The organism is Chromohalobacter moromii, assembly GCF_023091865.1.
Taxonomy (GTDB): domain Bacteria; phylum Pseudomonadota; class Gammaproteobacteria; order Pseudomonadales; family Halomonadaceae; genus Chromohalobacter; species Chromohalobacter moromii.
Genome location: NZ_JAHXDI010000001.1, coordinates 710035 through 732117 on the forward strand (window position 1 = coordinate 710035; position 22083 = coordinate 732117).

The 22083-nt window shown below is 66.1% G+C and carries 16 protein-coding genes; 7 read left to right on the forward strand and 9 right to left on the reverse strand.

The genetic code is table 11. The annotated features are described in order from the left end of the window. Positions 1 to 37 precede the first annotated feature (37 nt). From KZO83_RS03195 to KZO83_RS03205, 3 genes are all read left to right on the forward strand, one after another. Positions 38 to 607 (forward strand): DUF1415 domain-containing protein, encoded by a 570-nt coding sequence (locus KZO83_RS03195; protein WP_246941372.1) that lies wholly within the window; start codon positions 38 to 40, stop codon positions 605 to 607. Positions 608 to 690: 83 nt separating this feature from the next. Continuing rightward, positions 691 to 1122 carry an OsmC family protein gene (locus tag KZO83_RS03200; protein ID WP_246941374.1) on the forward strand — a complete coding sequence of 144 codons (432 nt, stop codon included), beginning with the start codon at positions 691 to 693 and terminating at the stop codon, positions 1120 to 1122. A 221-nt stretch (positions 1123 to 1343) separates the two neighbouring features. Then, the gene (locus KZO83_RS03205; RefSeq protein WP_247619738.1) at positions 1344 to 2651 is read left to right on the forward strand and encodes an MFS transporter; all 1308 of its coding nucleotides are present in this window, start codon (positions 1344 to 1346) and stop codon (positions 2649 to 2651) included. Between the two features lie 97 nt (positions 2652 to 2748). On the opposite strand, the gene KZO83_RS03210 is transcribed toward KZO83_RS03205, so the two are convergent. The 8 genes from KZO83_RS03210 to bioB form a co-directional block, all read right to left on the reverse strand. Next, positions 2749 to 3417 carry a gamma-glutamyl-gamma-aminobutyrate hydrolase family protein gene (locus tag KZO83_RS03210; RefSeq protein WP_247619739.1) on the reverse strand — a complete coding sequence of 223 codons (669 nt, stop codon included), beginning with the start codon at positions 3415 to 3417 and terminating at the stop codon, positions 2749 to 2751. Further along, entirely contained in the window at positions 3414 to 4418 is a 1005-nt protein-coding gene (locus KZO83_RS03215) for an amidoligase family protein (RefSeq protein WP_247619740.1), read from the reverse strand. The genes KZO83_RS03210 and KZO83_RS03215 overlap by 4 nt, the downstream gene beginning before the upstream one ends. A 134-nt stretch (positions 4419 to 4552) precedes the next feature. Continuing rightward, entirely contained in the window at positions 4553 to 5845 is a 1293-nt protein-coding gene (gene bioA, locus KZO83_RS03220) for an adenosylmethionine--8-amino-7-oxononanoate transaminase (RefSeq protein WP_247619741.1), read from the reverse strand. Positions 5846 to 5893: 48 nt separating this feature from the next. After that, a complete protein-coding gene (gene bioD, locus KZO83_RS03225; protein ID WP_247619742.1) occupies positions 5894 to 6607 on the reverse strand; it encodes a dethiobiotin synthase in 714 nt (237 codons plus the stop codon). A gap of 1 nt (position 6608) precedes the next feature. Next, complete coding sequence (locus KZO83_RS03230; RefSeq protein WP_247619743.1) at positions 6609 to 7412, reverse strand: methyltransferase domain-containing protein; 804 nt, start codon at positions 7410 to 7412, stop codon at positions 6609 to 6611. Then, entirely contained in the window at positions 7409 to 8164 is a 756-nt protein-coding gene (locus KZO83_RS03235) for an alpha/beta fold hydrolase (protein ID WP_247619744.1), read from the reverse strand. The genes KZO83_RS03230 and KZO83_RS03235 overlap by 4 nt, the downstream gene beginning before the upstream one ends. Beyond that, positions 8161 to 9321, reverse strand: coding sequence for an 8-amino-7-oxononanoate synthase (bioF, locus tag KZO83_RS03240; protein ID WP_247619745.1), 1161 nt, complete (start codon positions 9319 to 9321; stop codon positions 8161 to 8163). The genes KZO83_RS03235 and bioF overlap by 4 nt, the downstream gene beginning before the upstream one ends. Before the next feature lie 3 nt (positions 9322 to 9324). Then, positions 9325 to 10437 carry a biotin synthase BioB gene (bioB, locus tag KZO83_RS03245; RefSeq protein WP_418904292.1) on the reverse strand — a complete coding sequence of 371 codons (1113 nt, stop codon included), beginning with the start codon at positions 10435 to 10437 and terminating at the stop codon, positions 9325 to 9327. Between the two features lie 233 nt (positions 10438 to 10670). On the opposite strand from bioB, the gene recC reads away from it, so the two are divergent. Genes recC through KZO83_RS03265 form a run of 4 tightly spaced genes read left to right on the forward strand, consistent with a single transcriptional unit; the run spans position 10671 to position 20867 of the window. Beyond that, positions 10671 to 14291, forward strand: coding sequence for an exodeoxyribonuclease V subunit gamma (recC, locus tag KZO83_RS03250; RefSeq protein WP_247619746.1), 3621 nt, complete (start codon positions 10671 to 10673; stop codon positions 14289 to 14291). Beyond that, positions 14288 to 18076 (forward strand): exodeoxyribonuclease V subunit beta, encoded by a 3789-nt coding sequence (gene recB, locus KZO83_RS03255; RefSeq protein ID WP_247619747.1) that lies wholly within the window; start codon positions 14288 to 14290, stop codon positions 18074 to 18076. The genes recC and recB overlap by 4 nt, the downstream gene beginning before the upstream one ends. Then, entirely contained in the window at positions 18073 to 20040 is a 1968-nt protein-coding gene (recD, locus tag KZO83_RS03260; protein WP_247619748.1) for an exodeoxyribonuclease V subunit alpha, read from the forward strand. Before recB ends, recD begins: the two co-directional genes overlap by 4 nt. Then, the gene (locus KZO83_RS03265; protein WP_247619749.1) at positions 20037 to 20867 is read left to right on the forward strand and encodes a creatininase family protein; all 831 of its coding nucleotides are present in this window, start codon (positions 20037 to 20039) and stop codon (positions 20865 to 20867) included. Before recD ends, KZO83_RS03265 begins: the two co-directional genes overlap by 4 nt. 50 nt (positions 20868 to 20917) lie before the next feature. Here KZO83_RS03265 and KZO83_RS03270 read toward each other — a convergent pair whose 3' ends face one another. After that, a complete protein-coding gene (locus tag KZO83_RS03270; RefSeq protein ID WP_247619750.1) occupies positions 20918 to 22069 on the reverse strand; it encodes a GTP cyclohydrolase II in 1152 nt (383 codons plus the stop codon). Positions 22070 to 22083 lie beyond the last annotated feature (14 nt).

Genomic DNA, 22083 nt, shown 5'->3' on the forward strand with positions numbered 1-22083 from the left:
ATACTGGCAGCTCTTTCTCGTTTCAGGATCGATTCATATGTCCGAGCGTCCCCTGGATGCCGATGTCATCGCCATGACCCGCGCCTGGGTGGCGAACTTCGTCGTGGCGCACGACGTTTGTCCCTTTGCTGGCCGCGAGGTGCGCCGTGACAGCCTGCGTTATGTCGTGGCGAACGATGATGACCCCGAACATCTTCTGCATACCTTGATCGAGGAATGTCATCGTCTGGATGCTGAGCCGGCCATCGAGACCACGCTGATGATCCTGCCGGAAGGGGTGGCCGACTTCGACGATTATCTGGATCTGCTAGGTGTCGCCGATGCGTTGCTCGAGGCGGAGGGCTATATGGGGGTTTACCAGTTGGCGAGCTTTCATCCCGACTATGTCTTTGAGGGCGTAGCGGCCGACGATCCTGCCAATTACACCAATCGGTCGCCGTGGCCGATGTGGCATCTGCTGCGCGAGTCCAGCGTCGAGGCGGCCGTGGCGGCATACCCGGACCCCGAGTCGATTCCCGAGATCAATGTCGCGGCCTTGCGTGAAATCGGCAGTGCCGCGCTGGCCGAGCAGTGGGCGGCGTGTCGTCGTGTGCGGGCGAGAGACTAATCACTGGCCCCTTGAAGTCCACGACATCACCCATATGGACTATGGTGTAGGGGCATGACGCCCACTCACGAAAGGAGGCACGAATGAGTATCGAGAAAACCGGTTCCGCCCATTGGCAAGGCAGTCTCAAGCGTGGCAAGGGGACGGTCTCTACCCAAAGCGGTGCACTCAAGGACAATCCCTATGGTTTCAACACGCGCTTCGAAGGCGAGCCGGGCACCAACCCCGAGGAATTGATCGCGGCGTCCCACGCCAGTTGTTATTCGATGGCGCTGTCGATGATCTTGGGAGAAGCTGGCCATGATCCTGACGATGTGCGTACCGAGGCAACTGTGACGCTGGATCAGGACGACAGCGGTTTCAAGATCACCAAGGTGCATCTCGTCACCCGCGCCAAGGTGCCGGGCATCGATCAGTCGAGCTTCGACGACGCCGCCCAGAAAGCCAAGGAAGGTTGCCCGATCTCGCGTGTGCTCAATGCCGAGATCACGCTGGACGCAACGCTGGAAAGCTGATCAGTATCGATTCTCCGGGGCCGGCCTTGTGCCGGCCCTTTACATAGGCCTCTTACCTTAGCGTCGTTGGTGCTTGACAACGTCGCCGATGCAGTCTTTCCGCGAATCTGTTAGCCTCCTATACGCTCGTCGGTCGGTACCTCCCGCCTTGTTTGGGTGCCGCGACGCTGGACGCTGACATAACATAACCAACGATCATTCGACGGAAGATTTCATTCATCATGGCTACTTCGCAAGAGACCGATGCGGCTTCGTCGCGCCCGCTGAATCGCCGCGACGTCAAGGTGCTGTCGCTGTCTGCCCTGGGCGGTGCACTGGAGTTTTACGATTTCATCATCTTCGTGTATTTCGCGACGGTGGTGGGGCAGTTGTTCTTTCCCCCTGAGATGCCCGAATGGCTACGCCAGATTCAGACGTTCGGGATCTTCGCCGCCGGCTATCTGGCTCGCCCATTGGGTGGCATCATCATGGCGCACTTCGGCGACTTGCTGGGGCGCAAGAAGATGTTCACCTTGTCGATCTTCCTGATGGCGTTGCCGACGCTGCTGATCGGTGTGATGCCGACCTACGACACCTTGGGCTATGCGGCGCCCCTGCTGCTGGTGGCGCTGCGTATCCTGCAGGGCGCCGCGGTGGGCGGGGAAGTCCCTGGCGCCTGGGTCTTCGTCACTGAGCACGTCAAGCGTCGTCACGTGGGCTTTGCCTGCGGGACACTATCCGCTGGCCTGGTATCGGGCATTCTCATCGGCTCGCTGATGTCGGCGTTCATCAAGACCACCTACAGTGATGCGGAGTTGGCCGCGTACGCCTGGCGGATTCCGTTTCTGATCGGTGGCGTGTTCGGGTTGGTGGCCGTGTACCTGCGGCGCTGGCTGCACGAGACGCCGGTGTTCGCCGAGATGCAGGCGAAGAAGGCGCTGGCCGAAGAGCTACCGGTCAAGAGCGTGCTTCGCAATCATTTGCCGAGCGTAGTGCTGTCGATGGGCGTGACCTGGATTCTGACTGCCGCCGTCGTGGTGGTCATCCTGATGACACCGAGCCTTCTGCAAAGCCGCTACGGACTGGATGCCTCGCTGGCCAATGTTTATGCCATCCTCGGCGTGCTGGTCGGATGCCTAGCCTCAGGGTGGAGCGCGGACCGCTTCGGTAGCGGCCCCACCATCATGCTCTGGGGATTGCTGCTGGCGATTAGCTACTGGGCGATGATGACCACCGTCGGGACGCATCCCGAGTGGCTGACGCCGCTTTACATCCTGTGCGGCTTCGCCGTGGGCATCGTCGGCGTGGTACCGACGATTGCCGTCAAGTCGTTTCCGGCGATGGTGCGCTTCACTGGGCTGTCGTTTTCCTATAACGTCGCCTACGCCATCTTCGGCGGCTTTACCCCCATCGTCGTCTCGGTATTGATGACCGTACATCCTCTGTTTCCGGCGGTTTATGTTGCCGGGCTAGGCGGATTGGGCATCGTCATCGGGTTTTATCTGATGCGTGCGACGAGTGGTCGGCGGCTGGCGGTCATGGCCTCATGAACCGCTGAGACGTACGCCACGAAAGCCGCACGCAGACCGCGACGCCCCGCCATCATGCGGGGCGTCGTCGTGTGGGGAGGTCAGCGCTGTAAAGCGCTCAATGCTGGCGTGCGGCATCGACGAGGCCTCGGATCAGGCGCTGTTGGGGACGATTGAAGAGCAGGAATTCGGGATGCCACTGGACACCGATGAGGTACGGATGGGTTGGCGCCTCGATGGCCTGGATCAAGTCGTCGCGATCGCGCGCTACGACCTCCAGTGCATCGCCGAGCCGATCCACTGCCTGGTGATGCAGGCTGTTGACGCGACAGCGCGAGACGCCAAGCAGGGTATGCAAGCGGCTTCCGGTAGCGATGTCGACATGCTTGCGAGGCAGCACGGTGCGCTGGCGGCGCACATGATCGTAGGTGGTATAAATATCGCCGATCAGGGTGCCGCCGCAGTGCACGTTGATGATCTGCGCGCCTCGGCAGATCCCCAGCACGGGCAACTGCTGGGGCAGAAAGCGCTCGAGCAGAGCGAGTTCCAGTCGGTCGCGTGCCGGGTCGACGCGCACGTCGAGTCGCATTTCTCCGCCGTAGAGCTGAGCGCCGATGTCGTCGCCACCGCCGATCATCAAGCCCGCGAGCCCCTCGGGAATCTCGCGCGAGGGCGAGAGCCGCACCGGTTGACCGCCGGCACGCCACACGGCAAGCCGGTCACATGCCCATGCCAGAAAGCTCTTGTGGTCCGAGGTGGTGATGCCGATCAGCGGTCGTGAACTCATTTCTCGACCCAGCGTTTCAGTTTGTCCCGCCAGTGGCCCATCGTCGATTGCGTATGGTGGGCGCGATAAGCCTGCATCTGAGTACGCAGGCTGTGTGGGTCGGCGGCCAGTCGTTCGACCGTTACCCAGCGGTTCCACTCCGTGACGCTGCCCCAGTCGAGCGTGTCGAGCTGGGCGTTGGGCAGGCGAAAGTGAAAGGTAGGGCGCGGCTTGACCAGGCTTTCCTGAAGCAAGGGATGCGCGGCCTCGGGCGCGAGATGGGCGAACAAGGGGCACATGTCGAGTTCGCGATTACGCGTCGGGTTGTCGCGCAGGTAGTCGCTGATCAACTGCGCCTGCGTCGGTGCGTAATCGGGGTCGAGAACCTTCAAGGCATAGGCCTTGGGAAACGGATTGGTATGCGGCAGTATCTCGCGCGTGATGTCGACCCGGATCTGATCGCGCAGCCAGGCGGCGAGGATGATATAGGCCTGCAGATGCGCGAGGACGCTCGGCGTATCGGTCGCGGGGACTTCGGGATTGAGATGCAGCCCGAAACCATAGAAGACGCTGGCATCGGTACCTTCTGCGCCATGCCGCCGCAAGGCTTCGAAAAGCCGGTCGAACTCGCCGAGTTCCGACCAGGGAATCGGCGGTGAGACGATTTCGGTTGGCACCAGGCCGGCGACCATTTCGCCGAGCCACTCGCGCGAGCGTTGATGGAACTCCACGCGCCATTCGCGCCCCGCTGACGCTGCCTGCCCGGGCGCCATCCCGTTCGCTTTCATGACCGCGTCGTCAGGGTGGACGTACTTGCTGTCCAGCTCGATGGTGAACTTGCCCCAGGGCGTGCCCTCGACACTCATGCGGTGGGGGCTCCTGCGCACAATGTCGCCACCGAAGCAGTCGGTGACCAACCGTGCGGCGGTGTCGGGCATGATGCCGGCGAATTCGATTTCCACGCCGACCCGCCGTGGGCGTCCCTCGGCGGTATTCGGGTAGGGAGGCGGCAATGGCTGCACGGATGACTCCTCGCGGAATTCGCGGTGCCGGTGAATGAAAGGGCACATGAGCCTGATAGGTTAACATTGCCGATGGGCGAAGACGTAACCCGGCGCCTAGCCGGGGTATGTGGATATTGAGGTGGGCAGCGGTCTCATCGCGGGCTCGAGGTTGTGTGGCACTCGAAAAACCAATGCTTCATGGCATCGGTAATTTGGCGCAAGTCGTACTTTGAGGTGATGTAGGCCGGCATGGTGTATAGCCAGCGACCGAAGGGACGCAACCACACGCCCCGGGATCGGGCGAAGTCGGCCACGCCTTTGAGTGCCTCGGCATCGTGGACCTCGATCACCGCAGTGGCGCCCAGCACGCGCACGTCGGCCACGTCCGGATGCGCACGCAGCGCCGCATCGTCGAGCAGTTCCTCGCGCAGCACGCCGTTGAGCGACTGGATGCGGCCTAGGTAGTCGTCCTCCTCGAACACCGCCAGGCTTTCCAGCGCGACGCGACAGGCCAGCGGGTTACCCATGAAGGTGGGGCCGTGCATGAAGGCGTGAAGCTCGCTGTCGCCGATGAAGGCGTTGTGGACGCAGTCGGTGGCCAGGGTCGCTGCATGGCCCAGGTAGCCGCCGGTGAGACCCTTGGAGAGCACCATGATGTCCGGCGTCACGTCGGCGTGGTCGGCGGCGAACATCCTGCCGGTGCGGCCGAAGCCAGTGGCCACCTCGTCGAAGATCATCAGCACGTCGAATTCGTCGCACAGCTCCCGGGCGCCACGCAGGTAGTGGGGCGACGTCATGTTGAGCCCGCCGGCCGCCTGCAGCAGCGGTTCCATCAGCAGCGCGCCGATCTCGTCGTGATGAGCTTCCAGTACGGCGCGCAGGGCGTCGAGATCGGCCTGGACCTCATCCTTGCCGGCCTCGAAGCCGGCGGTAGGCGCCGGCGCGAAGTGATGCTGCGGCAGAAAGCCGGCGAACAGCGAATGCATGCCTTCCTCGGGATCGCACACCGCCATGCAGCCGGCGGTGTCACCGTGATAGGCCTTCATCAGCGTCAGCATACGGTGCTTGGCCGGCTTACCGCGTAGATAGTGGTACTGCACCGCCATCTTCATGGCCACTTCCATGCCCACCGAACCGCTGTCGGAGAAGAACACGTGGTTCAAGCCTTCCGGCGTGACGCGCACCAGTTCGCGGGCCAGGCGGTCGGCCGGCGCGTGGGTCAGGCCGCCGAGCATCACGTGGCAGAGTTCATCGGCCTGTTGCTGGATGGCGCGCACCAGGCGGGGATGACGATAGCCGTGGATCATGCACCACCAGGAACAGGTGGCGTCGAGCAGCGACTCGCCGGTGTCCAGGGTGAAGCGCGGCCCGTCGCCGCCGACCACCTTGGGGGCGGGGGCTTGGGTCTTGAGGTGCGCGTAAGGATGCCAGACGGGAGATGTCATCGGGGTTCCTCGCATGTGGGGTGCGTATCGGGGCGCGTGGGTTGGACGTCACGCATCGCCGGGCAGCGTCAGGTAGTCGGCGGCGGCAAGGGCGCGCGCATCCGGCGTGTCGGCGGCCAGGCGCGGCACGATGCCCAGGCAGGGAGCCTCCAGCGTGCGTTCGAGGGTCGCCAGGTTGTCGCGATAGCAGGCGTCGTCGGCGACCTCGTCGAAGGACAGGCCCGGGTCGATCAGGTTGCCCACCCAGCCGGCCAGAGTCAGACCGTCGGCGCGGATCGCCTCGGCGCTGAGCCGGGCGTGGTTCAGGCAGCCGAGCTCGAGCCCGACGACCAGGATCACCGGCAGTTCGAGGCGCACTGCCAGGCCGGCGAGATCCTCGTCGTCGTTGAGGGGCACGCGCCAGCCGCCGGCGCCCTCGATCAGCGTCAGATCGCGTTTCTCGGCCAACGGTTCGGCGACGTGCGCGACCAGGGCATCGAGGGTGGGTATCTCGCCGGCCCGGCGGGCGGCCAGGTGAGGTGCGATGGCCGGTTCATAGGTGTAAGGGTTGATGGTGGCGTAGGGCGTGGTCGGCATGCTCTGGGCCTGCAGCGTCAGGGCGTCGATGTTGCGCAGCCCTTCGGCGGTAGACTCGCAGCCGGAGGCCACGGGCTTGAGCCCCAGGGTGGTCAGTCCATGGCGGCGGGCCAGCGCTAGCAGGCCGCTGGCCACGAAGGTCTTGCCGGCGTCGGTGTCGGTGCCGGTCACGAAGTAGGCGGTCATGTCAGCGTTCCAGATCGAGCGTCAGAAGGTGGTAGGAGACGGGCAGGCCGGCGTCGGTGCGCAGCGTCTCGAAGCGCCGGGCGGCGCGGGCCACGTCGGCGCGCGAGAGCCGCGCCCCGCTGCGGGCCACTTGGGCGCCCACCCCCTTGATGGAGGCCATCACCGCGGCGAGGTCGGGATAATGGAAGCGCTCGAGACGCGCCGTGACCTCGACCCGGCGGAAGCCGGCTGCGTAGGCGGCACGGCGGTGGCGGGCCGCGTCGCGAAATTCGAGCAGCGCGGCCGGGCGTTCCCAGGCCCGGCCGACCTCGTCCAGCGTGCCCGGCGCCAGGGTGTTGATCAGCACGCGGCCGCCCGGTCTCGACACGCGGCGGATCTCGGCGAGCACCGCGTCCAGGTCCGGGCACCACTGGATGGCCAGGTTGGAGACCACGAGGTCGAGGCTCGCACTGGGTAGCGGCAGGTCGGCGGCGTCGCCGCATAGCCAGCGGATCGCGCCGGGGTGGCGTCGACGCGCTTCGGCGAGCATGCCCGGCGCCAGGTCCAGGCCGCTGACCGTGCAGGCGGCGTCGTAATGCGTTGCCAGCGCAGCGGTCAGGTCGCCGGGGCCGCAGCCCAGATCCAGCACATCGCGAGCGTGATCGGGCAATCGCTCGAGCAGTCGCTTGCCCATGGCGTGCTGGGCGGTGGCGCGGCGGGCGTAATGCGGTGCGGCTCGGGAAAAGGCATGCGCGACCCGGGTGCGCCAGTCGCGCGCCCGGGCATCGGTACCCGCATCGAGGCCGTGGCATGGCAGCGCGGTCATGGCGTCGTCTCCAGGGAGGCCTCGGCGAGTGACTGTGCCGGCGCCACGGCGATGGCGGCCAGTGCACGGGTGAGTCGCAGCGGTTGACTGATCGGCGGGCAGTGGCCGGCCACGGGCAGGCGGTAGTCGGCCCGTTCGCGGACCGCCGGGGCCAGCAGCGGGTCGTACTCGCCGGCCAGCCGATGCACCGGGCAGGGCGGCGTGGCCAGGCGCTGGGTATTGTCGATCTCCGCGAGATGCGCGAGCCCCGCGGCCAGGGTGGCGGCATCGGCGTTGATCTCGTCGCCGAGCAGGGTGCGCAGCCTTCGATGGGCGGCCCGAGGTGACGGCTCGCCGCCGAGCTGCCAGCGCATGAAGTGGGCGTGGGTCGCCACCGGATCGCGCCGGAAGGCTTGGCGAAAGCGGGCCAGAGCGGTCGGGCTGACGCCCTCGGGATGCGGGAAGCGTTCTCCCATGCCGAGCAGCACCAGCGCGCGGGGCGCGGGCAGCCGATCGAGCAGAGCGCCGGCCAGCAGGCCCCCCAGCGACCAGCCGACCCAGACGGCGTCACGCGGCAGATCATCGGCCATGGCCTCGGCCAGGGCGTCCAGCGAGGCAGGGTTATCGAGCGCGGCGTGTGCGCCGTAGCCGGGCCAGTCTGGCGTCATGACCTCGAGCCCGGCCGGCAAGTGATCGTCCAGCGCCTGCCACAGGCGAGCGTCGCAGCCCCAGCCGGAAAGCAGTACCAGTCGCGGCGTTGCCGACTCGCTCATGCGACTTCCTCCCGCTGGCAAGCGGCCAACCCGTCGAGTAGGGCGTCCAGGGCATCGTCGCCGTGGGCGGCGGAGAGCGTGATACGTAGCCGCGCCTCGCCCTTGGGGACCGTGGGCGCGCGGATGGCGCCGACACGCAATCCCGCCCGGGCCAAGCGCTCGGCCCAGCGCATGACGCGGGCGTTGTCGCCCAGCACAAGGGGCTGAATGGGCGTCCGAGAGCCGGTCAACGGCAAGCCGAGCGTCACAGTTTCGCGCCGAAAGCGCGCGATGCGTTCATGCAGCCGGGCGCGGCGCTCGGGTTCGCGCGCGAGCACATCCAGGGCGGCCAGGGTGGCCGCCACCACGCCGGGCGGCTGGGCGGTGGTGTAGACGTAGGGACGGGCAAACTGGATCAAGTGGTCGATCAGTGCCTCGTCGCCGGCCACGAAGGCGCCGGCGCTGCCCAGTGCCTTGCCGAGCGTGCCGACCAGAACCGGCACCTCACGACGATCATGGGCGCGCCCCACGCAACCGTCGCCGACCTCGCCGAGCACGCCGAGACCATGGGCGTCGTCGATCATCAGCCAGGCCCCGTGGCGACGCGCGGTCGCGGCGAGCTCTCCCACCTCGGCCACGTCGCCGTCCATGCTGAACACGCCGTCGCTGACCACCAGCGTCGGCGTGTCGTCAGGGGCGCGGGCGAGCAGGCGCTCCAGATCCTCGAGGTCGCGATGATGGAAACGCCGTGAGGTCGCGCCGGCGAGCCTTGCGCCATCGATCAGCGAGGCGTGGTTCAGGCGATCCTGGAACACGCGCGTATGGCGGTCGCACAGCGCCTGCAGGACGCCGAGGTTGGCCATGTAGCCGGTGGAGAACAGTAGCGCCCGGGGGCGTCCGGTCAAGTCGGCCAGATGTCGCTCGAGGCGTTCGTGGATCTCCAAATGCCCGGAGACCAGGTGCGATGCCTTGGCCCCGGCTCCCAGGCGTCTCGCGGCCTCGGCCTGAGCCTCGGCCAAGCGCGGGTCGTCGGCCAGGCCCAGATAATCGTTGCCGGCGAAGTCGGTGAAGGGCGCGACATCGCTCAGCGTGGGGCGTTGTCGCCAGCCGCCGTCGGCACGACGCTGTTCCGCGGCCTTCGCCAGCCGTGTCGACCAGGGATCCGTATGCGAGCCCATGACTCAGCCCGGGGTAGCGTCGTAGAAAAGAGCGTCGTCGCGTTGGCGCTGAATGGCATGGGCCAGCGTGATTTCGGCTTGTTCGTCGTCGCTGCGGGCGTCGCGCGCATTCGGATCGATAGGCTCAGGATGCAGGCCGAGCTTATCGAACAGTGCCCGGTCGCGTTCCACCTGGGGATTGCCGGTGGTCAGCAGGGTGTCGCCGTAGAAGATCGAGTTGGCGCCGGCCAGGAAGGCCAGGGCCTGGGTCGACTCGTCCATCTGCTCGCGGCCGGCGGACAGGCGCACGTGGCTTTTGGGCATCAGGATGCGGGCCACGGCGATGGCGCGAATGAACTCCAGCGGGTCCATGTCCTCGACGTTTTCCATCGGGGTGCCCGGCACCTTGACCAGCATGTTGATCGGCACCGACTCGGGGTGCGGCTCCAGACGTACCAACTGCTGGAGCAGGGCAGCGCGGTCACGGGGCGCCTCGCCCATGCCCAGGATGCCGCCGGAACAGACCTTCATGCCGGCCTCGCGCACGTTGGCCAGGGTATCCAGGCGGTCGGCGTAGGTGCGGGTGGTAATGATCTCGCCATAGTACTCCGGCGAGGTATCCAGGTTGTGGTTGTAATAGTCGAGCCCGGCCTCGGCGAGGCGCTTGGCCTGATCGACGTCGACCATGCCCAACGTCATGCAGGTTTCCAGTCCCAGCGCTTTGACTTGGCCGACCATCTCCGCCACCACGCGCAGGTCCTTCTCTTGCGGGCTGCGCCAGGCGGCGCCCATGCAGAAACGGCTGGCGCCGGCTTCCTTGGCGGCACGGGCCTGCTCCACAACCTTCTCGATCTCGAGCAGCTTTTCCTTGCCGAGCCCGGTGTTGTAGTGCCCGGATTGCGGGCAGTACTTGCAGTCTTCGGGGCAGGCGCCGGTCTTGATCGAGAGTAGGGTGGAGACCTGCACGGCGTTGGGATCGAAATGTGCTTTGTGCACCTGCTGGGCACGGAAAAGCAGATCGTTGAAGGGCAGCGCGAACAGCGCTTCGATCTCCTCCAGGGACCAGTCGTGACGCATCGGCGGTCGAGAGGCTGACGACGAATCGGCCCAAGTAGGGTCGCGGGGCGGGGCAGACATGATGTTCTCGCTCTTAGTTAACTTGTGGAATTAAAAAAGTTGACCAAGAGGGTACGAGGCTGCGGCGATATGTCAACCTGTCTATTATTTTAGGTTGACCGCCTGGTGGCTCGTGGTGTCTGAAGTGCTGACCGCGAGACGTGTCGGTTGTCTTCCGTCCGCCCCGGGCTCGGGGCGGCCCTCGCGATGGTGTAAGATGCCGCTGGACGCCACCTCGACCGCCGGGAGCCTGCATGTTCAGCGTCATACACGCCAATCACCTCGAGGACCTGGGGACGCTCGCGCTCGATGTCATTCGGCGCCATCGTCAACCGCCGCTGGTGCCGGAAACCTTCCTCGTGCAATCCAACGGCATGGCGCAGTGGCTGCGCATGACCTTGGCCGAGGCCGATGGCATCGCCGCCTCGGTGGACTTTCCGCTGCCTTCCAGCTTCGTGTGGCGCGCCTATCGCGCGGTGCTGGGTGACGACATCCCCGAGCAGTCCCCGTTCGACAAGACACCCCTGGCCTGGCGGTTGATGGCGTTGCTGGAACGTTGCCTCGATCCCGAGACGTCTCCCGACGACCCGACATGCTATGCGCCGCTGCGCGACTATCTTCAGGGCGAGGCACTGGAAGCGAGTCCCTTGCCGGGCGCCGCAGAAGAAGCGCGCGAGCGGCGCCGTTGGCATCTGGCGGTGCGCCTCGCCGACCTCTTCGATCAATACCTGATCTACCGCCCCGAATGGATCGAGGCCTGGGAACGAGGCGAACACGCGCCCGCGGACCTGCCCGACGACCAACGCTGGCAGCCGGCGCTGTGGCGCGCGCTGATCGAGGATGCCCCGGCGCAGGCGCGTGAGCATCATCGCGCGCGTCTGCACCGGCGTTTTCTCGATGCTGCCCGGCAGCTTCGCGAGCGGCCTCGCGACGTGCCGCCCCGCGTCTTCGTGTTCGGAATCTCGGCGTTGCCGGCGCAAACGCTGGAGGCCTTGCACGCGCTCTCCGGCGTGGTCGACGTGTTCCTGATGATCGCCAACCCTTGTCGTCATTACTGGGGGGACATCGTCTCCGACCGCGATGCCATCAAGCGCGCCGGACGGTTATCGGCCCAGGCTCGCCATGAACAGGAAGCACGGCATCCCGAGGCGCCGTGGCTGGCCGAACTCGACGAGGAGGCCCTGCATTTGCATGCCAACCCGTTATTGGCGGGGTGGGGCACGCAGGGACGTGACTTCATCGTGGGTCTCTACGATTTCGAAAGCGACCGCGGATTCGATCTGGAAACCGACGTCTTCCGCGACATGGCGCCCGAGCAGTCGTCGACATTGCTTCAGCAGTTGCAGCAGGACGTGCTCGAGCTGGTGCACCCTGGCGAGCGGACCCGACAGGAAGGCGGGCCGAGAACGATCGCCGAGGACGACGACTCCCTGGCCCTGGTCAGCGCTCACTCACCGCTGCGCGAAGTAGAGATCCTGCACGACCGCTTGCTGGCGGCCTTTGAAGACGCTGAAGCGGCGGGCGAACCGCTGCGGCCTCGCGACATCGTGGTTATGGTGCCGGAGATCGACCGCTACGCGCCCTGCATCGAGGCGGTCTTCGGCCAGTTGCCGCCGTCGCATCCCCGGCACATCCCCTTCACCATCGCCGACCAGGTAGCCAGCGAGGCGGACCCGCTCATGGTGCTGGCCTTGCTGTTGCTCGACTTGCCGGAGCGCCGGCTGACCGTCAGCGAGGTACTCGATGCCCTGGAAGTGCCCGCCTTTCGCGCGCGTTTCGCCATCGACGAGGCCGAGCTCGAACGGCTGCGCCAATGGCTGGCAGGCAGCGGCGTGCGCTGGGGGCTGAGTGCCGAGCACCGTCAGGCACTTGGGTTTCCGGCGCTGGGCGAGAACAGCTGGCGCTTCGGGCTGTCGCGCATGCTGCTCGGCTACGCCGTGGGCGAACCGCCATCTGTCGCATCTCGGGGCGAAAGTGATGACTCACTGGGGCGCACGCCGAGTTGGGACTTCCAGGGGGTCGTGCCGTATGCCGAGGTGGGCGGTCTGGAGGCCGATCTGGCGGGGCGTGTGGCGGCCCTGCTCGATACCTTGGAAACGCAGTGCGCGGCCCTGAGTGAGCGGTTGCCTCCCGAGGCATGGCTGGGGCGTTTGCAGACGTTGTTCACGGCGTGTCTGAGTCCCACCACGACGGAGGAGCATGATGTCGTGGCGCGCCTCGATGCGGCGCTGGGGCGTTGGTCGCAGCAATGTCGACAGGCCGGTTTCGAGGCCCCGGTGGGACTCGGTGTGGTGCGTGATGCGCTACGTGCCGAATTGGACGAAGGCGGCCTCGCGCAGCGCTTCCTGGCCGGCAAGGTGAATTTCGCCACCTTGATGCCGATGCGCGCGATTCCCTTTCGCCATGTCTATCTGCTGGGCATGAATGACGGCGATTATCCCCGCGTGCGTCAGCCCCAGGACTTCGACTTGATGGCGACGCGGCCGCGTCCCGGTGATCGTTCGCGGCGTGACGATGATCGTTACCTGATGCTCGAGGCCATGCTATCGGCGCGCGAACGCCTGACGCTTTCCTGGGTGGGGCGCGACGTGCGCGACAATACCCCGCGCCCACCGTCGGTGCTGATTGGCGAGTTGCTCGATACCATCGAACAAGGCTGGGACGCGCCGGCGAGCGATGCCGCCGACCGTGCCACGCGCCTCGCGCAGCGCCTGATCGAGACACATCCTCTGCAGCCGTTCTCGCGACGCTACTTCGAACGCGACGACCCGCGCTTCACCTATGAGTCGAGTTGGGAGGCGCTGTATATGGCATCCGAGCGTGACGAATCCGGGCCACCCCATGCCGCCACGGCGGTCGAGTTGCCTAGTGAACCGCTCGGGTTGGGTGATCTACAACGCGTACTGCGTCGGCCTTGGACGGTTTATCTCGGGCGCCTGGGCGTACATTTCGCCGACGCCCATGTGCCCGATGAGGACAACGAACCGTTCGCTCCGGATGGCCTGGAAGATCATGGTCTCAAGCGCGAGCTGCTCGAGGGTGCTCGCGAGGGTGTGTCGCTGACCGCCGTCGCCGAGCGGCTGCGCATGGCCGGGCGCTTGCCGACGGCCGGTTTCGGCGAGGCATTGATCGAACCGCGTCTGGCGCGCCTGTCGCGTCAGGTGGAAAGCTGGCGCCGCGAGGTGGCCGAATGCGTCGCGTCGCCGCCGCCGCTGGTGCGTTATGTCGATGGTCACGACAAAGCATTGACACTCGAAGCGCGTCTCGACGGGCTTTTCGCCGCGCCCGAAGAGGCCACGGCGCCCTGGCGGCTGGTGACGCTGGAGCCAGGACACTATGGGCACCTCAAGGTCGAGGGTGAAGGTCCTTATCGCCATGTTGGCAAGTTGCATCGATTGTATGCTGGTTATCTGCGCTGGCTGCTCGCCAACGCCACGTTGGAGGCGTCGTGTGCCTGGACGGCGATCTTCGAGGATCGCTGCCTGAGCCTTCCGGGCCTCGACAAGGCCAGCGCCGCAGGCGAGCTCGACGGCTTGCTGGCGGCTTGGGCGCGTGCCTATCGGGCGCCGTGGCCAGCCATCGATGAGATCGCCAAGGAGGTCTGGAAACGTTTGCCGCGTGCCGATTGGGCGCCGTTGATGGCAGGCGAGGTGCCGGAGGCTGGCCTGCGTGAGGCGCTCATCGCGCGTTATGAGACCGATGCCTTCGCCGGTCCGGCGGCGCTGCGTAACAGCGACGGCGCCCTAGGCCAGCTGTGGCCCGATTTTGCCACCTTCGAGGCAGCGGGCGGCATCGCTGCCTCGCTCAACCAGTATGCGCCGCTCATGAACATGCTGGCGCGGATCACCCAACGGGTACACGGAGGTCGTTCATGACATCGCCTGGTCATGCCACTGCGCCGGCCGTTGAGCCCTTGGTACTCGAGACCCTGCCGCTGACCGGCCATCACCTGATCGAGGCCAGTGCGGGCACCGGCAAGACCTTCACCCTGGCGGCGCTCTACGTGCGTCTGGTGCTCGGTCCGTTGCCCGGGCGCGAAGAGCACGATTTCCCGCGCCCGCTATTGCCGCCGGAAATTCTCGTGGTGACCTTTACCGAAGCCGCCACCGCCGAGCTACGTGGGCGTATTCGTGCACGGCTCAAGGAGGCCCGAGACTGGTTGCTGGCGTCGCAGGAGGCGCGTGACGACAAGGTGCTCGCGGCGCTGTTGGGGCCCTTGGTCGAGGCCGGTGACGAGGCCTTGGCCGGAGCCGCCAAGCGCCTCGACCAGGCCGCGAGACTGATGGACGAGGCGGCGATCTTCACCATCCATGGTTTTTGCCAGCGCATGCTGACGCGCCACGCTTTCGATGCCGGCGCGCGTTTCGGCGCCGAGCTGCTGCAAGACGGCTCGGGCTTGTTGACGCGGGTCGTGGAGGACTATTGGCGTTGCCATTTTTATCCCCTCGCCGCGCACTGGCAGCGCGAAATACGCCGCCGCTGGGAGGGGCCGGAGGCGCTGAGCCGTGCGTTGACACCGTTGCTCAAGGAAGGGCGGGCGCAGCCACTGTGGTGGGATGGCGAGCCTATCCAGGCGCCCGCGTCGCTGCCCGCGTTGTTGGAGAGCGCAGAGCGCTCGTTGGCCGCGCGCAGTGAACTGGAAGCGCGGCTGCGACAGGCGTGGGATCGCGACGCCATTGCGGCCTGCTTGCAAGACGCCTTCGAGCGTGGCGCCCTCAACAAGCGTAGTTATAAGTCGGAAGAGCTCGAGACACGCCTGGCGGCATTCGAGCAGTGGCTGACGACACTTGAAACGGGCAGCGATGACGATACGACCGACAGCCAAGGACGCTTCTGGCTGAGCCAGGCCAAGCTCGAGGGGGCCACCAAGAAGGGCCACGACACCCCCGCGCATGCCTTCTTCGCGCTGCTCGACGAGCTGGCCGAGGCCGCCACACCCTTCGATCAGTTGGCGCCGCAAGTGCTGGCCCATGCTCGCGATACGGTGGCGGCGATGTTCGCCGCGGAGAAGCGTCGCCAGGGATTGTGGGAATTCGGTGATCTGCTGCGGGACCTGGATGTCGCGCTCGACCCCGACACGGCCCCCGAAGCCGCCTTGCGCCTCGCGGGACGTATTCGTCAGGCACTGCCGGTGGCGCTGATCGACGAGTTTCAGGACACCGACCCGCTGCAGTACCGCATCTTCTCGCGCATTTACCGGGCGCCCGAGGTGGAGATCACGACCACCTTGCTGATGATCGGCGATCCCAAGCAGGCGATCTACGCCTTTCGCGGCGCCGATATCGACACCTATCTAGCGGCACGGCGCGACACTCCGAGCCGCTTCACGTTGGCGCGCAACTTTCGCTCTAGCCAGGCCATGGTCGAGGCGGTCAACACGCTCTTCGTGCGCCATCCCGAACCCTTCGGCAGCGATGAGATTCCCTTCATCGAGGTCGAGGCTCAGGGGAAATCGACGCGTCTGGTGGATGCCGATGGGCACGACATGGCGGCGCTCGGCGCCTGGTGGCCGGACGAGGAGCGTCACACCAAGGCGGATTACCAGGCCCGCATGGCAAGCGCCGCGCGTGCCGAGGTCCAGCGGATGCTCGAGGGTGGTGCTTATTTTGTAGATAACAGCTCCGACGCTGCCAGCGGCGCCCGGCGTCCGGTACGTCCCGCGGACATTGCGATTCTGGTGCGCAAGGGCGCCGAGGCTTTGGCGGTACGTCGCGCGCTGGCCGAGGGTGGCATTCGCAGCGTCTATCTCAGTGAGCGTACCAGCGTCTTCGATACGCCGTTGGCCTTCGAGCTGTTGCAGCTGTTCGAGGCGGTTGCGCAGCCGCGCCAGGACGCTCGCCTCAAGGCAGCGCTGGCGACGCGCCTGTTGTGCGACACGCCAGCGACGCTGGAAGCGTTGCTCGCCGATGAGCTGGCGTGGGAGCGTGAAGTCGAGCGTTTCGCCGACTATCATCGCCAATGGCAGCGGCGTGGCGTGCTGCCCATGCTGCGTGCGGTGATGCGCGATTTCCGGGTCGCCGAACGCTTGGGACAGCGCGACGATGGTGAGCGTGCGCTGACCGACCTGTTGCATCTGGGGGAGCTGGCGCAGACGGTGTCGGCGCGGCTCGACGGCGAGCATGCGCTGTTGCGCTGGTGGCATCGCGCGCTCCTCGAAGGGGCGGCCGAGCTCGATGCCGAGGCCGTCAGTCAGCGCCTGGAAAGCGACGAGGATCTGGTCAAGGTCATCACCATCCACAAGGCGAAGGGCCTCGAGTATCCCATCGTGCTGTTGCCGTTCGTCTGCGATTATCGTCCGGCGGCCCCGGACCGCAATACCGGCCTGCTCGAATGGCGCGATCCGCAACAGGGACGGGTCTGGATGCACGGTGCCGACGACACGCAACTGGCGGCCGCCGAGCAGGCGCGGTTGGACGAGGATGTACGCCTGCTCTATGTCGCACTCACGCGGGCCGCGCATGCCTGTCGCTTGGGCGTCGCCCCATTGGGGCGCGGGCGCGGCGCGTCGACCTGCCTACACGAAACGGCGTTGGGCCGGTTGCTGGGTTGTCAGGCCGATGACGACGGCCATGCTTTGCGTGAACGTCTGGCGGCGGCGCTGAACGTCGAAGACCTGCCCGCGCCGCCCGCGCATCGCCTGCGGCTTGGCGACACTGCTCCGGAAGTGGCGCCGGCGCGACGTTTTACGGGAGGCATCGACGATGATTGGTGGATCGCCTCGTATTCGGCGTTGATCGTCGACGCGCGTCTCGAGACTGGCACTGGCACTGGCACGCAGGCGCTGCCCTGGGATGCCCCGGCGACACTGGATGTCGAGGTCAGTCGCGAGCGCGATCCGGTGCCGCGTCCCGCCGCACGTACGCTGCGTGATTTTCCGCGCGGCCCGCGTCCAGGGACCTTTCTGCATGGCCTGCTGGAAGCGGTGGACTTCGACCGTCTGAGTGAACCGACTTATCGCGATGAATTGCAGCGTCTGGTCAGCACGCGTCTGCATCTCGGCGGCTTCGACGCCGAGTGGGCGCCGGTATTGCTCGATTGGTTGTGCCAGGCGCTGCCGGCGCCGTTCGCCGGCCATCAGGGCGCGGTGATCCGTCTCGATGGACTGGCCGCCTGGCGTGCCGAGCTGGAGTTCTGGTTGCCCGCCGAGGATGCCTGGAGTACGCCGCTGGATGCGCTGGTTTGCGCATTGGAGCCCTTGCCGACGCCGCGCCCCCGACTGGCGCCGCGCAAGCTCAATGGCATGCTCAAGGGCTTCATCGATCTGGTGTTCGAGGCCGAGGACGGTCGCTGGTACGTCCTCGACTGGAAGTCCAATCATCTCGGCGATGCCCTGGCCGACTATCACCACGAGGGGCTGGCCGAGGCCATGGTCGCGCATCGCTACGATCTTCAGTACGTGTTGTACGTGTTGGCATTGCACCGCCTGTTGACGGCGCGTCTCGAGGATTACGATTACGACACTCACATGGGGGGCGCCTGTTACGTGTTTCTACGCGGCTTCGATGGCACGCCGGATCATGGCGTCTTTCATCGACGCCCCGAGCGGCGCTTGATCGAGGCCCTGGATGCCTGGCTCGCCGGCGATGGGGCGCCCGTCGAGGCGCTGCGTCGCGAATACGGCGTCGCTGTGCCTGAGACCGTTTCGGGAGAGGCTTTATGAGCGACGCACAGTATTCCTTGATCCTGGAGGCGACGCCGCCTTCGCGCACGCGATTGTTCGAGAGCCTGACGTGGTGGGAGGCGCTGGGCTGGCTGCGTGCGCTGGATGCTCACTTCGTGCGCTTTCTCGCCGAGCACGACGCCCAGGCACCGGCCGAGGTCCTGCTGGCGGCGGCGCTCGCCAGCCATCAACTGGGACGAGGCCATGTCTGCCTGGCGTTGTCGCGTGCCTTGGCAGCGCCGCGAGACGTGCTGTCGCTGCCGCCGCTGGAAGAAAGCGCGCCACAGGCCGAGGTGCCGCTTCCCGTGGACTTCCTTCAGGGATTGGATAGTGCTACCTGGGCGTCGCGATTGGCTGCGTCGCCATTGGTGGCGCCGCCCGGGCCGGGTACCACGCCGTTAGTGCTGGAGGGCGAGCGATTGTATCTACGCCGCTACTGGTCGGCCGAACGAGCAGTGGCGGCGCATCTCGGTGAGCGTCTGGGGCGGCCTCTGCCGGTGGAGGCGTCGTTGGCCGACCCTTTGGCGCGGCTTTTTGCCGCGAACGCCACGCACGACGATACGCCGGATTGGCAGAAGGTGGCGTGCACGCTGGCGCTGCGTAACCGACTGACGATCATTTCCGGCGGCCCCGGCACCGGCAAGACCACGACCGTGACGCGGCTTTTGGCATTGCTTCAGACGCAGGCGCTGTCGTCGGCGGAGGCGACTAACGGTCTGCGTATCCAACTGGCCGCGCCCACCGGCAAGGCGGCGGCACGCTTGTCCGAGTCGATCGCTGGCGCGGTGCAGGATCTCGACGTCGGCGATGACGTCAAGGCGGCCTTGCCACGCGAGGCGTTGACGTTGCATCGCTTGCTGGGCGCGCGACCGGATACGCGTCGTTTTCGCCATCACGCCGGGCACCCGCTGAGTCTCGACCTGTTGGTGGTGGACGAAGCCTCGATGGTGGATCTGGAGTTGATGGCCGCGCTACTCGAGGCCATGCCGCCCGAGGCGCGTCTGATTCTGCTTGGCGACAAGGATCAGCTCGCCTCGGTGGAAGCCGGCTCGGTGCTTGGCGATCTTTGCGCCAATGCCCTGGATCAGGGCTATTCGCCTCATGCCTGTGACGTTCTCGAGCGGCTGGCGGGAATCTCGATGACACCCGATGCCGCGTGCTCGCCGCTGGCCGATCACGTGGTCATGCTGCGCAAGAGCTATCGCTTCGATGCGCATAGCGGCATCGGTGCCCTGGCGGCGGCGACCAATGCCGGCGACGTCGCGGCGTTTCGCCGTGCGTGGGACGCAGGTTACGCGGATATCGACTGGCTGGCGGCGGCGCATGATCGGGCGGCCATTGAGCGTGCCGCGCTGGCCGGCTATCGCGCTCTTTACCGGCGTATCGCGGCAGGCACCACGGCGGTAGAGGTGCTGGAACGGCTAGGGGACTTCCAGGTGCTGTGTGCGCTCAAACGTGGCCCCTGGGGCGTCGAGGGGCTCAACGCGCGTATCGCCACACGTCTTTGGCGGGAAGGTTTCATCGACGATCACCAGGGTTGGTACGCCGGGCGCCCGGTGATGGTAACGCGTAACGATCCACAACTGGGGCTTTATAACGGTGACATCGGTATCGTCTTGCCCGACCCCGAGGCGCAGCAGCGTCTGCGGGTGTTTTTTGCGACCGCTGATGGCGCGCGGGCGGTGTTGCCTTCGCGTCTTGAGGCCTGCGAGACGGTGTTCGCGATGACGGTACATAAATCGCAGGGCTCCGAGTTCGACCACGTGCTGTTCGTACTGCCTGAGCACGCCACCCCGATTCTGACTCGCGAGCTGGTGTATACCGGTATTACCCGCGCCAAGCGCCGGTTGACGTTGGCCGGCGGCGACGCGCGGGTCATGGACAGCGCGCTGCACCGACGCGTGGTACGTGACAGCGGCTTCGCCGACTGGGTGGCGGCATTGGAAGAGGAGGAGACATCATGAATGCTTCATCGCTTGAACATGCCGCGATCGGTGGCATCGACTGGGCGTCGCTGAGCAGCCCCGAGTTGGCTCGGCACGTAGGCCCGGAGAGCGTGGCTTTATTGCCGCTGGGGGCCATTGAACAGCACGGTGCGCACCTGCCGCTGTCGACCGATGTGGATATCGCCGACGGCCTGGTGGCGGCGGCTCGTACCCGCGTGGCACGCGACCTCGAGTTACTGGTACTGCCGACGGTGGCGGTGGGGGCGAGCATGGAGCATGGCGATTTCGCGGGCACCTTGAGTCTGACGCCGGAGATTGCCATTGCGCACTTGGTAGAGATCGGCGCCAGCGTGGCGCGCGCCGGGGTCCGCCGCCTGGTGCTGTTCAATAGCCATGGCGGCAATAAGGCGGTGGTCGATTTAGCGGCACTCAAGTTACGTGAGCGCCATGGCTTGCTGGTGGTCAAAGCGAATTACTTTCGCTTTGCGCCGCCCGACGACGCGCTGCCCGCCGAAGAATTGCGCCACGGGCTGCATGGTGGCGCGTTGGAAACCGCGATGATGATGCATCTTGCGCCACACAAGATACGCCAGGCCGAACTCGATGAGGCAGTCTCGCTAGGGGCTCATCAGGAACGCGCCGGGCGCACGCTACTCCCCGAGGGCGATGCTGGATTCGCCTGGATGGCGCAGGATCTGCACCCCAGCGGCGTGGTAGGCAACGCAACGCTGGCCACGCCGATCCTGGGAGAACGGTTGGTCGCGCATTTCGCTGGGCGTCTGGCGAGCGTGATCGAGGAAGCGCGCTGCTTTGATCTCGCCCAGCTACGCGAACAAGGCCCTTAGGATGAGTGGCGCGCCGGCATGGCGCGCGTCACCTTATTAGAGCGAGTTCATTAGAGCGAGCCTGACGTATCGCGGCGCGGGACGCGCCTGTCGCTGGCGTCGGGGCTTTCGAGCAGGTCCTCCAGCCAGTGTCCGGCGCGTTCGGCCTTGGCGCTCAGGTAGCGTCGATTGTGCTCGTTGAGTTGGCCGTAGCAAGCTTCGCGGCCCACCACGTCGATGCCGCCGAGGCTCATGGCCGCGATCTTTTCGGGGTTGTTGGTCAAAAGCGCGATACGCGTGACATCGAGCTCGGCCAGCATCTGCAACGCTGCGCGGTACTGCCGTTCGTCCTCGCCGAATCCCAGCACCTGATCGGCATCGACGGTATCCAGTCCGGCATCCTGCAGGCCATAGGCACGCAGCTTGTTGGCCAGGCCGATGCCGCGCCCTTCCTGGGCGAGATACAATAAGATACCGCCGCCACGTTCGCTAATGGCCGCCACGCTGGTGCGTAACTGTTCGCCACAATCGCAGCGCAGGCTACCGAACAAATCGCCTGTCAGGCAGGCCGAATGCAAGCGTACCGGCACGGCATCCGTCCAGTCGGCGGGATCGCCGACGAGTACTGCCAGATGCTCGCGGAGGCCGTCGCTTTCACGGAACAGCACGAAGCGGGCGTGTTCGGCATTGGCGAGGGGCACGTCGGCTTCACTGATACGCTTGAGCGAGGTCATATCGCCTTCGCCATAGCGTTGCACGTCGTCGAGTGCCACACCGAGCAGAGTACCGTCGTCGATGAGCGCGGCCAGTGCCTCGCGCTGGGTGGCATCGACCCGGGCGCTGAGCGCGGCGGGGACCAGCAGGCCGCGTCGCATCAAGCCCAACGCGGCTGTCTCGGCAGCGGATGCGGGTTCGGGCGCATTGGCGTTCGGAGGCTCGGCCATGGCGGCCATGGCCCAGGCGACGATATCGCGGGCACGGTGATGTCTGCCCAGGGGGAGGTGTACTGCGTCGGCGTCATCGGGAGCGATTGCGCCCAGTCGGGCGAGACGATGCTTGGTGATCACCAGGCTTGGCGCATGGCCGGCCGTATTGGCAAGCTCAGCCAGAGCGGTGTCGTCGATGCCTTCCAATGGCTGGATCAAGATGTCTTCTTGCGGGGTTCGCAGCACGACCGGCAGGCCGCGGCGCAAGTCGAAGATTGCACGTTCTACCTGTCTCATGAGCCTCTCCTTGG